Source organism: Oligosphaera ethanolica (assembly GCF_030814695.1).
Classification (GTDB): Bacteria; Verrucomicrobiota; Lentisphaeria; order Oligosphaerales; family Oligosphaeraceae; genus Oligosphaera; species Oligosphaera ethanolica.
The window spans coordinates 4,915,311-4,929,742 of the sequence record NZ_JAUSVL010000001.1; the positions used below are offsets into that span (position 1 = coordinate 4,915,311).

The 14,432-nt window shown below is 57.1% G+C and carries 14 protein-coding genes and 1 pseudogene; 5 read left to right on the forward strand and 10 right to left on the reverse strand.

The features are described from left to right. Positions 1 to 9 precede the first annotated feature (9 nt). From J3R75_RS17045 to J3R75_RS17060, 4 genes are read right to left on the reverse strand one after another with little or no spacing between them, the layout of a single operon-like run. A complete protein-coding gene (locus tag J3R75_RS17045; RefSeq protein WP_307264147.1) occupies positions 10 to 1,572 on the reverse strand; it encodes a Ycf46 family AAA ATPase in 1,563 nt (520 codons plus the stop codon). A 2-nt stretch (positions 1,573 to 1,574) separates the two neighbouring features. Beyond that, the gene (locus J3R75_RS17050; RefSeq protein WP_307264150.1) at positions 1,575 to 2,234 is read right to left on the reverse strand and encodes a hypothetical protein; all 660 of its coding nucleotides are present in this window, start codon (positions 2,232 to 2,234) and stop codon (positions 1,575 to 1,577) included. Further along, positions 2,221 to 3,225 (reverse strand): 4Fe-4S cluster-binding domain-containing protein, encoded by a 1,005-nt coding sequence (locus J3R75_RS17055; protein WP_307264152.1) that lies wholly within the window; start codon positions 3,223 to 3,225, stop codon positions 2,221 to 2,223. Before J3R75_RS17055 ends, J3R75_RS17050 begins: the two co-directional genes overlap by 14 nt. A gap of 58 nt (positions 3,226 to 3,283) precedes the next feature. Then, positions 3,284 to 4,249, reverse strand: coding sequence for an aldo/keto reductase (locus tag J3R75_RS17060; protein WP_307264155.1), 966 nt, complete (start codon positions 4,247 to 4,249; stop codon positions 3,284 to 3,286). A gap of 148 nt (positions 4,250 to 4,397) precedes the next feature. Between J3R75_RS17060 and J3R75_RS17065 the strand changes: the two genes are divergently transcribed. Then, positions 4,398 to 5,093: a DUF1559 family PulG-like putative transporter gene (locus J3R75_RS17065; protein ID WP_307264158.1), complete on the forward strand. Its 696-nt coding sequence runs from the start codon at positions 4,398 to 4,400 to the stop codon at positions 5,091 to 5,093. A 168-nt stretch (positions 5,094 to 5,261) separates the two neighbouring features. Here the strand turns inward: J3R75_RS17065 and J3R75_RS17070 are convergent, their stop codons facing one another. After that, positions 5,262 to 5,738, reverse strand: a complete 477-nt coding sequence (locus J3R75_RS17070; protein ID WP_307264160.1) for a hypothetical protein — start codon at positions 5,736 to 5,738, stop codon at positions 5,262 to 5,264. Positions 5,739 to 5,980: 242 nt separating this feature from the next. Between J3R75_RS17070 and tnpA the strand changes: the two genes are divergently transcribed. The 3 genes from tnpA to tnpC all read left to right on the forward strand — a co-directional run bounded on the left by tnpA (position 5,981) and on the right by tnpC (position 8,387). After that, positions 5,981 to 6,319, forward strand: coding sequence for an IS66 family insertion sequence element accessory protein TnpA (gene tnpA / locus J3R75_RS17075; protein ID WP_307261294.1), 339 nt, complete (start codon positions 5,981 to 5,983; stop codon positions 6,317 to 6,319). After that, complete coding sequence (gene tnpB, locus J3R75_RS17080) at positions 6,319 to 6,660, forward strand: IS66 family insertion sequence element accessory protein TnpB (RefSeq protein WP_307264163.1); 342 nt, start codon at positions 6,319 to 6,321, stop codon at positions 6,658 to 6,660. The genes tnpA and tnpB overlap by 1 nt, the downstream gene beginning before the upstream one ends. 62 nt (positions 6,661 to 6,722) lie before the next feature. Beyond that, positions 6,723 to 8,387 (forward strand): IS66 family transposase, encoded by a 1,665-nt coding sequence (gene tnpC / locus J3R75_RS17085; RefSeq protein ID WP_307261298.1) that lies wholly within the window; start codon positions 6,723 to 6,725, stop codon positions 8,385 to 8,387. Positions 8,388 to 8,451: 64 nt separating this feature from the next. On the opposite strand, the gene J3R75_RS17090 is transcribed toward tnpC, so the two are convergent. From J3R75_RS17090 to J3R75_RS17105, 4 genes are all read right to left on the reverse strand, one after another. Beyond that, entirely contained in the window at positions 8,452 to 9,000 is a 549-nt protein-coding gene (locus tag J3R75_RS17090) for a hypothetical protein (RefSeq protein ID WP_307264165.1), read from the reverse strand. Continuing rightward, entirely contained in the window at positions 8,997 to 9,686 is a 690-nt protein-coding gene (locus J3R75_RS17095) for a DUF1573 domain-containing protein (RefSeq protein ID WP_307264168.1), read from the reverse strand. Before J3R75_RS17095 ends, J3R75_RS17090 begins: the two co-directional genes overlap by 4 nt. Positions 9,687 to 9,996: 310 nt before the next feature. Beyond that, positions 9,997 to 10,545, reverse strand: coding sequence for a hypothetical protein (locus J3R75_RS17100; protein WP_307264172.1), 549 nt, complete (start codon positions 10,543 to 10,545; stop codon positions 9,997 to 9,999). 71 nt (positions 10,546 to 10,616) lie between these two features. Beyond that, entirely contained in the window at positions 10,617 to 10,793 is a 177-nt protein-coding gene (locus J3R75_RS17105; protein ID WP_307264173.1) for a hypothetical protein, read from the reverse strand. Positions 10,794 to 11,436: 643 nt separating this feature from the next. Here J3R75_RS17105 and J3R75_RS19920 point away from each other — a divergent pair. After that, positions 11,437 to 11,652 (forward strand): annotated as a pseudogene (locus J3R75_RS19920) (DUF4372 domain-containing protein); the annotation flags it as partial. Positions 11,653 to 12,291: 639 nt separating this feature from the next. Here J3R75_RS19920 and J3R75_RS17115 read toward each other — a convergent pair. Next, positions 12,292 to 13,947 carry an IS1634 family transposase gene (locus J3R75_RS17115; protein ID WP_307259061.1) on the reverse strand — a complete coding sequence of 552 codons (1,656 nt, stop codon included), beginning with the start codon at positions 13,945 to 13,947 and terminating at the stop codon, positions 12,292 to 12,294. Positions 13,948 to 14,432 lie beyond the last annotated feature (485 nt).

Sequence of the window (14,432 nt, forward strand, 5' to 3'; positions counted from 1 at the left end):
CTCCTTTCCTTACATCTCGAGTTTGGAGGCGGGACCAACCGAACCGGCTTCGGGTGTCGATGCTGGCCGGGCGCGGCCGCTGCACCATTCGCGCAGGCGGCTGATTTCCTCGCCGAGAGTGCGTGACAGCGGCACGGTGTTCTTGATGGCGGCGACCAGCTCATCCTGGGCGAGGTCGTGGCCGGCGTAGTAGCTGTCGTAGAGCGCCGAGATGACCGCCTCTTCGATTTCAGCGCCGCTGAAGCCGTCGCTGGCTACCGCGAGCTGCTTGAGGTCGAAAAGCTCAGGTTCGCGGCTGCGGCCGGCGATTTTCAGGCGGAAGATGTCTTCGCGCTCGACGCAGTTCGGGAGGTCCACGAAGAAAATCTCATCGAAGCGGCCTTTGCGCAGGAGTTCGGGCGGCAGGCGTTCGATGTTGTTGGCGGTGGCGATGACGAAGACCGGTGCGCGTTTTTCGGCCAGCCAAGTCAGCAGAGTGCCGAAGATGCGGGCGGAGGTGCCGCCGTCGGTATTCGCGGAGGAGCCGCCGCTGCCGAAGGCCTTTTCGATTTCGTCAATCCAAAGAATGCATGGCGAAACCGACTCGGCGGTGAGCAGCGACCGGCGCAGATTGGCTTCAGTGGAGCCCAGGGCGCTTTCGAAGAGGCGTCCGGCGTCAAAGCGCAGTAGGGGCATTTTCCAGGCGGCGGCGACGGCTTTGGCGCAGAGGCTTTTGCCGCAGCCCTGAATGCCGAGGAAGAGCGCGCCTTTGGGGGGCGGGAGGCCGAATTCGCGGGCGTTGTCCGAGAACGCGAAGGAACGTTTCCAGAGCCAGTCTTTGAGGAGATCGAGGCCGCCGATTTGCGCGAAATCGTCCTGTGCTTCGTAGTATTCGAGGATGCCGGATTTGCGGATGATCTGGCGTTTTTCATCAAGGACGACGGGTATGCTTTCGGCGGAGAGGCCACTGTGGAGGACGAGTGCGCGGGCGAAGACATTTTCGGCTTCGTTGAGGGTCAGTCCCAGCGCGGCTTGGAGGAGCAGCTCGCGGGATTCGTCGTCGAGATTGATCTTGATCTGAGGATTGTCCTTGACCTGTTCGATGATTTGGTTGAGCATATCGCCGATGACGGCGGTGTCGGGCAGTGGGTAGTCGATGACGGTGACGTCCTTGCTGAGGTCCTCGCAGATGCACATGGTGGGCGTGATGATCACCAGGGTCTTGTAGCTGTTTTTGAGGGCGGCGGCGACTTCGCGCAAGCGGCGGATGACCGAGAAGTTACGGTTGCCCATGAAAGGATGGAAGTCGTAGAAGACAAAGATCGCCGGCTCGATATTGCTGATGACGCGGTCGAGGGCCTGCAGCGGATCGCGCGTGGCCGAGTCGACCTTCTTGACCGACTGGTCAGTGAGGCCGCTGGGGACAATGCCGGTGTTGAAACTCCACGTGTAGATTTTCTTGTTGCGACGTTCGGCGATGGTGTGGAGATGGCGCAGGACGCGCTCTTCCTCGAAGGAGATGATGTTGATGACCGGATAGCGCGAGCGAATCAGCATTTCGAGGTCGTCGGCACTGCCGTTGCTGTTATTCATGGTCAGTCCAGTTCGAGGTGGTGTTTTTTCGCGGCGGGCGCGGCGAGGCGGCGACGGAAGGCGACGATGTCGTTGAACCGCATGAAGGCGTAGCCGGCGAGGGCCGCCGCCGTGATCGCGGCCAGGCAATGCCATTGGCCGGAGAGAATATACTGCAACGCCGACAAGCCCCAAAATACCGCCAGAATGGTTCGCGCGGGCAGCATGGCGAAGAAGATGGACCATGAGCATTGGCGTTGGAGGTGCCAGAGAGCGCCAAAGGCGCCGGCGATGGGCCCGTATGCCGTGGTGATGGTGCTTGGCGCGAGGACGGCGGCGGCGGCGCTGCCGACGCCTGCCACGACCAGCCAAAAGAGCGCGAAGCCGCGGCGGGTCAGGTCCTGTTCAATCATTCTGAAGAACACGGCAACTGCCAGGAGACGAAAAAGCACGCGGGTGATGGACGTGCTGGGCAGCAGCGCCGCCGTCCACAGGGTGTAGAGGTGGACCGGGAGTCTGTCCGGCCGCAGGGCCAGCTTGGCGGCAGTCCATTCGCCGGCGAAAGACTGGAAGATGAAGCCCGAGAGCAACAGCCCGATGAGGAGGCGGGTGCAGATGCCGATGCTGATGCGGCTCATGCGCGGCTGGCAGGTGCCGCAAGTACTGTGCTCAGTTTGTGTCATGGAGTGTCTTCAGGAGGTTGCGCAGGGGCGCGGAGAGGTCTTGCACCATCACCGAGCCGTCTTTGCGGATGACAATTTCGCTGACGAAGGCGTGCGCGGCGCTTTCGTCGTCGCGCAGACAGAAATCCGCGTAGAGACGCTTGAGGCCGGCCTGGGCGACGAGCTGGTCCAGGCGGTGCCACTCGTCGTCGCGGAGACAGCGGGTGCGACCGGCGGCATCGGGGATGAGCTGGTGGAAACTGACGGGGACTCGGGGCAGCTCTCGCCGCAAGAAGTCAATGACGGGCTTGCAGCAGCAGTCGCCGTGGCCACCCAGGGGCAGGTGTCTGACCAGGAGCCGCGCGGGGTCCACGCGGCGCAGGTTGGCCGTGACCGTCGGCCAGTAGTGGTCGAGGTCGCAGAGCTCGCGGGCGCAGCGGTCATTGCCGAATTTGAGGTCAGCCACATAAAAATCGACGACGCGATCCAACAGCGCCAGCGCCGCTGGCGTGAAGCAGAAATTGCTGTTCCAGACCACGGGCACTGCGCTGCGCAGGCCGGCGATGACGGCGAGGGCGCTGGACAGGGAGCAGGTCGGCTCGCCGCCAAGGATTTGCAGCGAGGTGATTTTTCCGGCGCGAAAGGCGTCATCAATGGCTGCAGCCAGCACTGTGGGGTCGGCGGGGGCACCGCCCGTGAAGTCGTCGCGGATGGCGTCGGCATTGGAGCAGTAGGCGCAGCGGAGATCGCAGTGGGCGAAATACAGCATAGACGCGGGATTGAGAAAGGCCTCTTCGCCGTAGGTGACGAAGGCCTTGGTCACGCGCGCCGAGCTGGTTGCGCCGCAATAGCCGCGTTCGCCCTCATGGCGGCGGGCACCGCAGTGCCGGCAGCAGCAGTTGCAGGGATTTTCCAGCTCACGGGCTGTCGCCAGCAACGCCGGCCAGTCGTCCGCGCCGGGGCGGTCGGCGCGCCGGCGAAGAACGGGCTGCGTGGGGGGGCGGGGTGACATGGGGCGATCCCATCTGGTGGGGTTAAAAAAACTAATATCCGCATTTATTGGCGGGGCGTTATTCGAAGTCGCGGAGGTCGGCGAAGTCGATGGACTGGTCGATATACTGGCAGGTCTTGATGACGTCGTCGAGCTGCGTCATGGTACGGCAGCGGAAGATGGGGAACACCTGGAGTTTTTTGGCCTGGAGGAGATAGAGCAGGGCCAGCTGGGTGATGCCGATGCCGGTTTGTTGCGACAGGGCAAGCAGGCGTTTGGCGCGTTCGTGGTTGCGCGGCGTGTCATAGCGTTTGCAGGCGCCATCGACGGCGCGGCCTGCGGCGATTTTTTGGAAGAAGCCGCCGGCCTGGCAGGAGTACGACATCACGGCGGTGTTGGCTTCGGCCAGGACCTTGGCCATGTCGAGTGACCAGTCGCGCATGGTGTGGTCGCTGGGCGGGTTCATTTGGCCGCTACCGACATTGATCTGCTCCTGGTCCATGCGGATGCCGTGAATCTGACCGCTCTTTTCGAGATCAATGGCTTCGTCCAGGCGCGGCGCGGTCCAGTTGGAGACGCCGTATTCGCGGAGTTTGCCTTGCTGGCGGGCTTTGTCAAGGGTGCCGAGGATATCGGCGACGGGGTTTTCGATGCCGTCGCGGTGCAGGAGGTAGAGATCGACGTGGTCGGTGCGCAGGGTCATGAGGCTGGCTTCGAGGTCGGCCATGATCTCGCGGGGATTGACGCGGGTTTGATCCATGTTGTCCAGCGCGGGATGGACGCCTTTGGTGCACAACACGATCTGATCGCGATTCTTGCGCGAGGCCATGTAGTCGCCGAGGATACGTTCGCTGCGGCTGCGCTCGCCGGGAAACCAGTCGCTGTACACGCGGGCGGTGTCGACAAAATTGCCGCCCTGGGCGAGAAAATGGTCGATGAGTGCGAAAGACTCCTGCTCGCTGCCGTCAATACCGAGGCCACTGAGGCCAAAACAAAGAACGGAGGCGCTGATATCGGTGCGGTTGATCATGCGTTTGGGGATCATGAATAATTCCTTTTGCGAAGGCCTTGACAATGAGCGGGAAAAGACGGATACTTAGTATACGACCTTGGCAATGGAAATGCTAAACCCCATTTTGTGCAGGGGGGGAAATTGTTTGGGGTGTACGGTGTGATAAAAAGGAGCGGCGACAATGGGAAAGAAATGCTTCACCTTAATTGAACTGTTGGTTGTGATTGCGATCATCGCCATTTTGGCAGCCATGTTGCTGCCGGCGTTAAGCAAGGCGCGCGAGAAAGCGCGGACGATTTCCTGCGTGAGCAACCTCAAGCAACTCGGGCTGGCCAACGGCATGTACACGACTGACTTCGCGGACTACTTGCCGCCGGTGTACAACGGTCCTACGCACAATGAACGCGTGTGGTGGGTGGGCTTGCTGCACGAGTACTTTGGCGACTACAAGACGATGATCTGCCCGTCCACCAAGGCCAATAAATCGAGCCTGTATCCCCTGGGCAACGCAAACAGTTCGCTATTGTCGCAGCACTTGTGTTATGCGGCCTTGCTGACGCATGTGTGGGTCAGCGATGGCAGTAAAGCATCGCGGACGCTGGGGCAATTCAAGGCGCCATCGGAAACCTTCGTGTACGTCGAGGCATCGAGAATCTACAGCCATTGGTGCCCGAATTGCCGCAATGACAACAACCCTTGTACTTGTCCCTGCAAAGTTGTGGGTGCTGATGGTGCTCGTAATCCCGAGACGACATTGCATGGCGATACCATGAATGCCGTGCACTGCGATGGCCACGTCGGTGGCTTCAAGGCATCGCAAATCCGCAGTTCCAGCACCAGCGAAAAGTGGTTCGGCCACGGCAGCAGCGCATTCTAATTCCGTTTGGACCGGGGGCGCCAGGACCGCCAGGACCGCCAGGACCAGCGCCGTTGTTCGCCAGGCAGGGACACCCGCTGGTGCAGCCGCCGCCGCCACAGGGCAGATTCGCACGCAGCAAAGACGGCGCACAGACAAGAAGAAGCAGGAAAAGGCACAACGTGTTTTTCATAGTTTCTCCTGCAGTCGGCTGATGGCGGCCCGGGCAGGTATCCGGAGACGCGTCTCGCAGACCCGAGGCAACGCCGAAGGGTATGCGGAGGTGCGCGGCAAGGACAACGTGTTTTTCATGGTTTCTCCTGCAGTCGGCGGATGGCGGCCTGGGCGGGGATTCGGAGACGCATGCCGCAGACCCGAGGCAAGGCCGAAGAGGATAGTCTGATAGCCGCGAAGCGGCGGCCCGAGGAGCGCAGCGACGAAGGGTATGGATGATGTCGCCAGCGGCGTCAGCCAGGCCAGATCGCTTCGGTCACCGAGAAAGCCCACGGCGGCAATTGCGGACTTGCGAAGCAAGGACAGTCTGATAGCCGCGAAGCGGCGGCCCGAGGAGCGCAGCGACGAAGGGTATGCGGAGGCGCGCAAAACCGGATTGGTCTTCACCGCGGCCAGACGGCGGGCTTCCGGCAGCGCGCCGACGGCGCCCAAGGTGGCGCAGACCTGCAGCAGAGCGACTTTGGCGGTCTCCGAACAGACCGGATCAAGCAGAGCTTCCAGGCAGGCGGCGGCGACTTCATCGCGGGTGAATTCCGGGTACTTGCCGGCCAGAAAGCCCAGCTGGGTGGCGGCGGCGCCGGCGAAACGTAAGCGCTCGCCCAGCCCATTAAGCAGGAAATTCTGATGCGTTTAGGTTAATTGGCAGTCCTGAAACCAAGCAAGGAGACTGCCCAATGACCGACCGTGAAACTGCCTGGCGTGACGCCTTGTCCGCCCATTCGTCGTCCGGAATGCCTTTGAGTCGCTATTGTCGCGACAAGGGGCTCAACTATCATCAGGCGGTGTACTGGCGTCGCCGCCTGGCCACGATTGACGGCGCCGCCGGCTTGTCCGTCCCGGATGCGCCTGCCCCGACTTTTTCGCTCGTGGAGCTATCCGAGCCGCCGCGGCAGGTCGCGGACAGCGGCGTGGCCATTGAGTGCGGACGTTGTCGGATCAGTCTGAAAGCCGGCTTCGATCCGTCGGTGCTGTCCCGGGCGCTGGCCGTCCTGTCGGGTCTGGAGGCGGACTGATGTTGTCCCTGCCGCCATCCGCACGCATCTATATTTGCCACCAGGCCGTGGACATGCGCAAGTCGTTTGACGGCCTGGCGGCGGCCTCCAGCCAGCTGCTCGCCCAGAGTCCGGATTCCGGGCACTTCTTCGTTTTTCTCAACGCCCGGCGCACGCTGATCAAAATCCTCAACTGGGACGGCGACGGCTACACCATCTGGAGCAAGCGCCTTGAGCAGGGGCAATTCAACCTGCCCAAAGCCGTCGGCGACCGTCTGCTGCTTGATTTGCGCGATCTTCACGCCATGCTTGATGGCGTGAAGCCGGGCGCGTACTACAAAAGATTCTCAAAAAAAATGTGATTTTCGCCATCTTTTTTTGCGTGCCTGCTTGCATGTATTTGTTTTTGATGTAAGTTATTGGCATGCAAAATGATACGTTTCATTTTAGCAACTTTTCTGGCGGCGGCGCCGCGCGACTTGCCGCCGAGAACGACCGCCTGCGTGAACAGCTTCTGCAGGCCACTGCCGAGAACGTCCAGCTGGGTGAAACGCTGCAGAAAATCCAGCAGATCGCCACTGCCGAGACGGGCGAGTTGCGCGATGCGCTGAAAAAATCCCTCCAGCGCCTGGCTGAACTGGAACTGCAGTTGGCCTGGCTGAACAAGCGGCTCTTCGGCAGGAGTTCCGAGCGCGTGGTCGACGAGAAGACCCCGCTGCTGCCGGGCCTGGTATTGTCGGAAACGGCCCCCAAGCCGGAACCGGCCACGATCAAAGTCCAGGGCCATGATCGCTCGCAAAAGGCCGCCGACAAGGATGCCAAGAGCGTTCCTTTTTCCGATAAACTCGAGAGCGAGGAACTCGTTCTTGATATCCCCGAAGCCGATAAACTCGGGAAGGAGTTCATTGGCTTTGACATCTCGAAAATGCTCAAGTACCGTCCTCCCTTCTACGTCCTGGTCATCAAGCGCGCCAAGTATGTGGTGCCGGGCCAGCCTGAGCTGGGCGTCGTGATGGCGCCGCCGCTGCCGAACGTCCTGTCCGAAGACTCCGACCGCAGCCACTTCGACATCAGCGTGCCCGTTCACGTCCTCCACGAGAAATTCGTCAACCACATGCCCTTCTACCGCCAGAGTGAAGACCTCAAACGCGAGGGCATCATTCTGAGCCGCGGCACCATGTGCGACTGGGCGGACAAGATCGCCTTTCTGGTGCAACCCATCATAGATCGCATGTCCGACCTGCTGCTGAAAAGCGACGTCATTCACGCCGATGAAACCTCCGCGCGAATGTTGGCGAAAGGAAAATGTCAGAAGTGTTACCTCTGGGTGCGCAAGACCGGCGTCGGCCCGCCGATCACCCTCTTTCATTTTTCGCCCGGGCGAGGTCAGGGCGAAGCGCAAAAAATCCTCGGAAATTACGCCGGTATATTCATCAGTGATGCCTATACGGGCTACGACAAGCTGCCCGGAACCCGCGCCGCCTGCTGGGCGCACGTGCGCCGCAAGTTCTACGAGGTGCCCGAACTGGACAACGAGCAGCGTCTGACGGCCCTGAAGCTGATCCGGATCATGTATGACAACGAGGCGCGGGCCGCTGACGAGGTCAAGGACGCCGAGGCCGCGCGGGCCGGCGGCGAGATCGCCATCGTCGTCCCGGCCCTGGTCGAGACGCGCCGGAAGCAGCGGGCCAATTCGGCGGAGCTGGTCGAGCAGTTCTTCGCGCTGTGCGACGACATCGTCCGCCGGCGTCTGCCACCGACCTCCATGCTCGTCCGGGCCGCCGTCTACGCGCTCAAGCAACGCCAGGAGCTCTCCGTGTTCCTGAATGACCCACGCGTGAACATCGACAACAATCCGGCCGAGAACGCGATCCGCCCCTGGGCACTGGGACGAAAAAATTGGCTCTTTGTTGGCAACGAACGCGGCGGCGAAAAATCCGCCATCATCGCCAGCCTCGTGGCCACCTGCAAAGACAACAAGGTCGACTTCAAGGCTTGGCTCGAAGACGTCCTCACTCGCCTCGGCACTACCCGGCATGACGACATTGACTCCTTGCTGCCACACAACTGGACTCCCGCACGCAACTGACACCACCCGCACACTATCGCGCCACCGCCCCGATCCGCTTCACGCGGAACGGGGCTTTTCGCGTTCAGGTGCTAATGTAATCACGCGAAACACATGCGGGGATATGGGCTGGGCGAACGCTTACGGCGAAACGGTTCGCCCGCTCGGTCCGGAGCACTTCCCACAGCGCCGCAGCCATGGCTTCCCGCCCCGCGTTGCGCGGCGCGTCCGCATACCACTTGCCGAAGAACTGCACGCAATAGTCGCGCCACGTCTCGTCGTGGCTTTGCTCGCGATACATGGCGACCAGGCGCGCGGCCAGCTCTTCCGGCCGCCGGCGTTGCCGCATCAGGGCGAACACCAGCTCGTTCTTGAGGCCGTTGAACTCCAGATCGGGCAGTGGCTGGCTCGCCAGTTTCCGATTCAAAAACTCATAGCAGGCGCTCACCTGTTCTGCCGTCAGGTTCGCCGGCAGTTCATGTATGGCCCGCACGCGGGGAACATAGCGCGTCTCCGCCGCCTGGCCGAACACCAGCTGGAGACTTTTCGGCAGGACGGCTGACGATGGCGCCTGACCCCGGACGGGGAGGGAAAAGAGACTGACGGCGACAAGGACAAAGACAAGAACTTTCATGGCCCGGCTCCGGCTTGGGGGTGCACTCTGCCGTGAAGGATGATTTCAACCGGCCGCCAGCCCGCCGGCGAAAGCATCGGCAGCTTGACGCGGTGGTGGAACAAAGTTTCCTCACGCTCGGGAGTGAAGGTCACGGCCAGGGTCCAGCGGGTGTCGGACTGCCGTTCCAGCCTGGCTGCGACGCCGGTCCCGACCGTCTCGGGTTCGCCGAACTCCGCCGGCGCCACGGTGGTCAGCAAAAACTCCTGATGGCAGGACTGACCGGCGGGCAGCGTCCCGACAGCGAGAATGCGTTGCGGACTGACCGCGACCAGCGGCACCGCCTCGCCCGTAAGCCGGACAGCGCGGACTTCCCCGCCGGTCTCCAAAAACACCATGTGCGTGAACGGCCCGGAAACGCCCTCGGCCGGAAGCCGCACCGTCAGAGAGGCCTGGCCGCGCGCCGGAATCTCCCGGTTTGACAGGTCGGCCGTCAGGCAGCCGCAACTCGTGCGCAGCGCGTCGACCACCACGGCCGCCTCGGAGGAATTGCGCAGCGTGAAGACCCGCTCCTGCGCCTGGTTGGCAGGAAAACGCCCCAGAGAAGCCGCCGAGGGCAGCAGTTCAAGAGCCCGGAGCGAAAACGCCGGGAAGAGCAGGAGGGCGAAGCAGAAAAGGATGGGCAAGTGGCGTTTTATCCGTTTCATAGTATCGCAGGTGGCACAGGAGAGCGTTTAAAATAAGGCGTCAGGTAGTTTGAAAATATTCTCGGAAATCATTTCTCTATTATTTTTTTGCATCCCCGAAAATTCACCGGTATGGGACATTTCAAGATATTGGAAATTGGATGTGTTCCCACCTCGTTTCCCTAACGAATATGGCCATCAGACCCAGCTTGCCAGCCATATTGTTCTAAAACTGATTCAAACATGAGCATATAGCCCTAGTCTTGCCTCCAACCTCCGAGAATACTATGCGTACAAGCGGTCAAGAATCCACTGATTAGAATCCGCAGCGTCAGTAAAAAATATTCATATAGTTACTCCATGTTTTTTGCCACCTAATCGTCACTCCTGGCCTGTCATCTCTTATGAAACCAAAAAGACTAATATCGTCATTAGCCTCCTTAAATATCATCAATACAAAGATATAATTGACTCTTTGACAAATATAAATATCAGATTTGGCAGAGGTTACGACATCATAAGTAAATATTTCTCCTGAATAGTCGCCCTCCTTGATATGATTAAGAAAGGATTCCATTTCTTGATTAGTTGTTTTTTCTGAAAATCCATATTTTCCCAATGTTTTATATATTTCTTCTCTTGATTTGTAATATAAATCATAACCCACAATCGTAGGGTTATCATCTACTTCCACTAAGTTTTCGATTATTTTGCGCATAAGTTCCCATGAGTCTTTGATTACAATCTCAGCATCATCGTATGTATATGATGGTGATATTTCTTTCGCACGATTTATACAGGAAAAGTTAGTTGAATATAACAATACAAGAGCACATATATAAAATACGTTAGCATACAACGATTTTCTGTTCGTCCTCATGCTATTGATTTCCTCTCATTTGAAATATTAATAGGAGATCACTAGGCCAGCATACATATCATACAAAAAGCCTATTGTGTGCAGGCGTTACGTATAGCGTTCATAGAATGTTCACACTCTTTCACTTTATTCATATATACTTCTTCTTTCCTTTTTTCTTCATTACAAACTCTATCCATTTGCAACCCTGGAGCATATTTTTCGCAATCATATTTTTTATTTTTATAAAGGTTATATTCTTTTTTCATTCTGCAATAACAATCGAGGTAATCTGTTATAGCTCGAGGCCGTCCGAAAAGCACAGTCGGTTTTTGCGAGGGGGAGGGAAGGGTCATTGACCCTTCCCTCCCCCTCGCGCTCCCCCACCTATCCCTTTTCGGCTCAGCACATTGCGGCTATCGCTTCGCGACATCCGCAATGTGCTGAGCGTCAGCGGATAAGGGCATGTGCTGAACTTTTCTCCGTTGTTTTTCGGCAGTCATATCTATTTTATGGTCAAAAGAAGGCCGGTTTATTGTCAAAAGAATGCCGGATGAAGGCTGTTTTGACAGGAAAAAGTCGTCTGGGGACTTTTCGGATGGGCTCTAGCTCTAGCACATTTCTCCCCACAAACCACCTTACCATCTGCAGCCTCGTATAATTTAATCACATCGCTAAAATTAGTTTCCGATTCCTTAACATGGAACGTCTCGTGTTCAGCAATTGTTGTTTTTTTATCCCAGCTCAATTCTTGTCCTGTACCAGGATATTTTACCTTTATCGTGCAATTGGTTGAAGCTAATATCTTATACTGATTCGGTTCACAGCCGTCCCATAACTTGACGGTGAGTTAGTAAAAAATGGATTCACAGCATCTTAATGGTAGCCTTGCAAGCAACCATAGGAGGTACCATGAATCCACTGAAAAGTACTGTGTCAGTCCTTGCGCAAATTGCAAGTTGGATACCTGACCGGATTATCGACAACCTCGCCAAAAAGTATAAAATCCAGACGCGAGCCTTCAGCGCCAACAGCCATGTGATGGCTATGCTTTATGCGCATCTGGCGCATTCATTAAGCCTGAACGACATCTGTGACAGCCTTCACAACCACGCCGGCCCCCTTGCTCGAGGCCGTCCGAAATGCATAGGTAGGTTTTGCGAGGGGGAGGAAAGGAGCATTGCTCCTTTCCTCCCCCTCGCGCTCCCCCACCTATCCCTTTTCGGCTCAGCACATTGCGGCTTTCGCTTCGCGACAGCCGCAATGTGCTGAGCGTCAGCAGGCGATAGTATGTGCTGAACTTTTCTCCGTTGTTTTTCGGCAGTCATATTTATTTTACGGTCAAAAGAACGCCGGATTATGATCAAAAGAACGCCGGATGAAGGCTGTCTTGACAGGCAAAAGTCGTCTGGGGACTTTTCGGATGGGCTCTTGCTGGAAGCCAATGGCCAATGTCTTCTGCGCTTATGTCCTTGGCCGATTTTGTGGGTACACTATAGTCACCCGCCTCGGCACCACCCGGCATAACGACATTGACTCCTTGCTGCCACACAACTGGACTCCCGCACGCAACTGACACTACCCGCACACTATCGCGCCACCGCCCCGATCCGCTTCACGCGGACCGGGGCTTTTCGCGTTCAGGTGCTAATGTAACCACGCGAAACACATGCGGAGATATGGGCTGGGCGAACGCTTACAACGGAAGTTTGAGGGCCTCGCCGTGATTTCCTGCGTGGGTCGGGGAAATTTCAGCGAAATTTCGCTCTACCCACGTAGGAAACTTTTGCTGATGGCGGATGCGCTCAATCCGGCCAGCTTGAGTAGCTGCCGGCATTGAGCCTCCGGCTGGCTCAACTGCTCATGGACTTCGTCTCCCAACTTGATTTTCCCTATTTGCAGCTCGCCCAGCTTGCTCCAGGCCGTTTGCAATGAAACACGCAGGTCTCCTTGCGGCTCCGTGAATTCCGCCAGTTTGTGGCGGGCCTTCCAGATGATCATGTATGCCAGCATGCAGACAAAAATGTGCGCCTTGACCCGCTCCGGATTCCACAGACGAATGGGGCGCATGAAGATATCCGTCGTCTTCATGGTTCGAAAGGTCTGTTCCACTTGCTGAAGTCCACGGTATTCATCCCGTGTCTGCTCGGCGCTTATGTCCAGGATATCGGTGGTAAACACATAGAAGCCGTCCATGGCGCGGTAGGACTCAATGAGTTCGTCCTTGCGGCGATAGCTGAAACGTCCTTCGCCATAGTCGACATCGAAGAAGCGCGCGCATTTCCATTTGTCGAACTTGGAGAACAACCTTTTGGCGATGAGTTTTTCCTGACGCAGACGCCCTTTTTGCACACTGGCTTCAATACCTTTGAGGACGGCCTCCGTTTTTTCGAGCATTCTATCGCGGTCGGCGCAGTTGCGTTCCTCCAACTCGGGGTTGTAGGATAGCACATAGTTGATTCCGTCATGCGACACTTGCACCAGCCTGGTGCGGTCAAACAAAGACAGCTGCAACGGGTGATCGTCATCCTCGACAAAGCGGGTGAACTCGTCGCGACTCAAGGCCGTGATGTACTTGATTTTCTCATATTCCCTGGCAGTCAGGTCGTTGCGTCTCGCCCGCGTCAGCATGCCCCGATCTCCAATGAAGACCATTTCCTCGATCCCGAACTTTTTCCTCATCGAGTCAATTCTGTCCATGACGGTGCTTTGGTCGCTGGTGTTTCCTTCGAAGACCTCCACACTTACGGGACAGCCAGCCTGGTCGGTGAGCATGCCGATGACGATTTGCTTCTTGCCTTGCTTGTGATCACGATTGTAGCCGAAAGCCTCCAGCGGGCACGCATTGCCCTCAAAATAACTGCTGGTGATGTCGTACAGGAACATGCGCGATTGGTTCGGATGATTCCGTTTGAACAGATAGTGTTCGATGGTATCCTGGCAGGGAAACAAATGATCCAGAGCATAATACATCTGCTCCAGCTTGATATCCTCGTCGTCCAAACCGCATACCCGGGACAGACCGCTGCCTGGCAGGTTTTCAAACAGCGACTTCCGGGAATGCGGAAAGGCCTCCACGACTCGATCAAGGATCAAGGCGAGAACCACTTTTCGATCCCGTTCGGGCAGGCAAGCCAGCGCGTCAAGGATGCCTAGTTCATCAGCAAAGTGATGCGCCACGGCCTCCGCGCCAAGCGGAATGGCCGACAAAAACTCGACCTTGAGATTGGTGTCACTGGATTCGCCATTTGACGAAAGAGAGTTGCTGATGGCCTTGACCGCTTCGGGAGGAAGCCCAGCCAAACTGGCCACACGCTTGAAGGTAGGCGTGCCCTTCGCTGTCCGGTAGCTGTACCCGATCCAAGAATAATGGTAGATTTTCCCGTGCTGCGTCTTCTTGAATTGCTGAACCCGGTATTTCATAGTCTGCCCCATTTTAACTAGCCTACAATACTTAAGTACAGATAGAAAATAATATAACACAAATTTTTGTCAAGTATCTAGACTACATTTCGAGCAAAAAAAAGAAAATTAGGCACGATTGTGTTGAAAACCCCTCAAACTTCCGTTACAAGTGGAAAAGGATGGGCAAGAGGCGACGCATGGTTTTGCTGTTTGAAATAGTGAACGTTTGTCGGTGATGAGGCTCAGAAAACAGACGGCTTCTACCAGTCATGGATAATGGTGCGAGGTGTCGGCGCCAAGGAATGAAGAAATACGAAAACAGAGTGATATCTATAGGTCGTGCAAGCCCTTGGTTGGAAATGAATTGGCTTCTTTCAGACGTCCACAAGAGGGCTATTAAATCAAAATTTTTGAGCCACGAAAACTCCCAGTAAGTCCTTTTCGCAAAACCGGGAAGATGCCTATACACATTTACTTCACGGATTCAGAGGTCAGTTCAACTT

Coding starts and splice junctions, on each gene's coding strand:
- J3R75_RS17045 (WP_307264147.1), bottom strand. CDS start 1,572: ATGAATAACAGCAACGGCAGTGCCGACGACCTCGAAATGCTGATTCGC.
- J3R75_RS17050 (WP_307264150.1), bottom strand. CDS start 2,234: ATGACACAAACTGAGCACAGTACTTGCGGCACCTGCCAGCCGCGCATG.
- J3R75_RS17055 (WP_307264152.1), bottom strand. CDS start 3,225: ATGTCACCCCGCCCCCCCACGCAGCCCGTTCTTCGCCGGCGCGCCGAC.
- J3R75_RS17060 (WP_307264155.1), bottom strand. CDS start 4,249: ATGATCCCCAAACGCATGATCAACCGCACCGATATCAGCGCCTCCGTT.
- J3R75_RS17065 (WP_307264158.1), top strand. CDS start 4,398: ATGGGAAAGAAATGCTTCACCTTAATTGAACTGTTGGTTGTGATTGCG.
- tnpA (WP_307261294.1), top strand. CDS start 5,981: ATGACCGACCGTGAAACTGCCTGGCGTGACGCCTTGTCCGCCCATTCG.
- tnpB (WP_307264163.1), top strand. CDS start 6,319: ATGTTGTCCCTGCCGCCATCCGCACGCATCTATATTTGCCACCAGGCC.
- tnpC (WP_307261298.1), top strand. CDS start 6,723: ATGCAAAATGATACGTTTCATTTTAGCAACTTTTCTGGCGGCGGCGCC.
- J3R75_RS17090 (WP_307264165.1), bottom strand. CDS start 9,000: ATGAAAGTTCTTGTCTTTGTCCTTGTCGCCGTCAGTCTCTTTTCCCTC.
- J3R75_RS17095 (WP_307264168.1), bottom strand. CDS start 9,686: ATGAAACGGATAAAACGCCACTTGCCCATCCTTTTCTGCTTCGCCCTC.
- J3R75_RS17100 (WP_307264172.1), bottom strand. CDS start 10,545: ATGAGGACGAACAGAAAATCGTTGTATGCTAACGTATTTTATATATGT.
- J3R75_RS17105 (WP_307264173.1), bottom strand. CDS start 10,793: ATGAAAAAAGAATATAACCTTTATAAAAATAAAAAATATGATTGCGAA.
- J3R75_RS17115 (WP_307259061.1), bottom strand. CDS start 13,947: ATGAAATACCGGGTTCAGCAATTCAAGAAGACGCAGCACGGGAAAATC.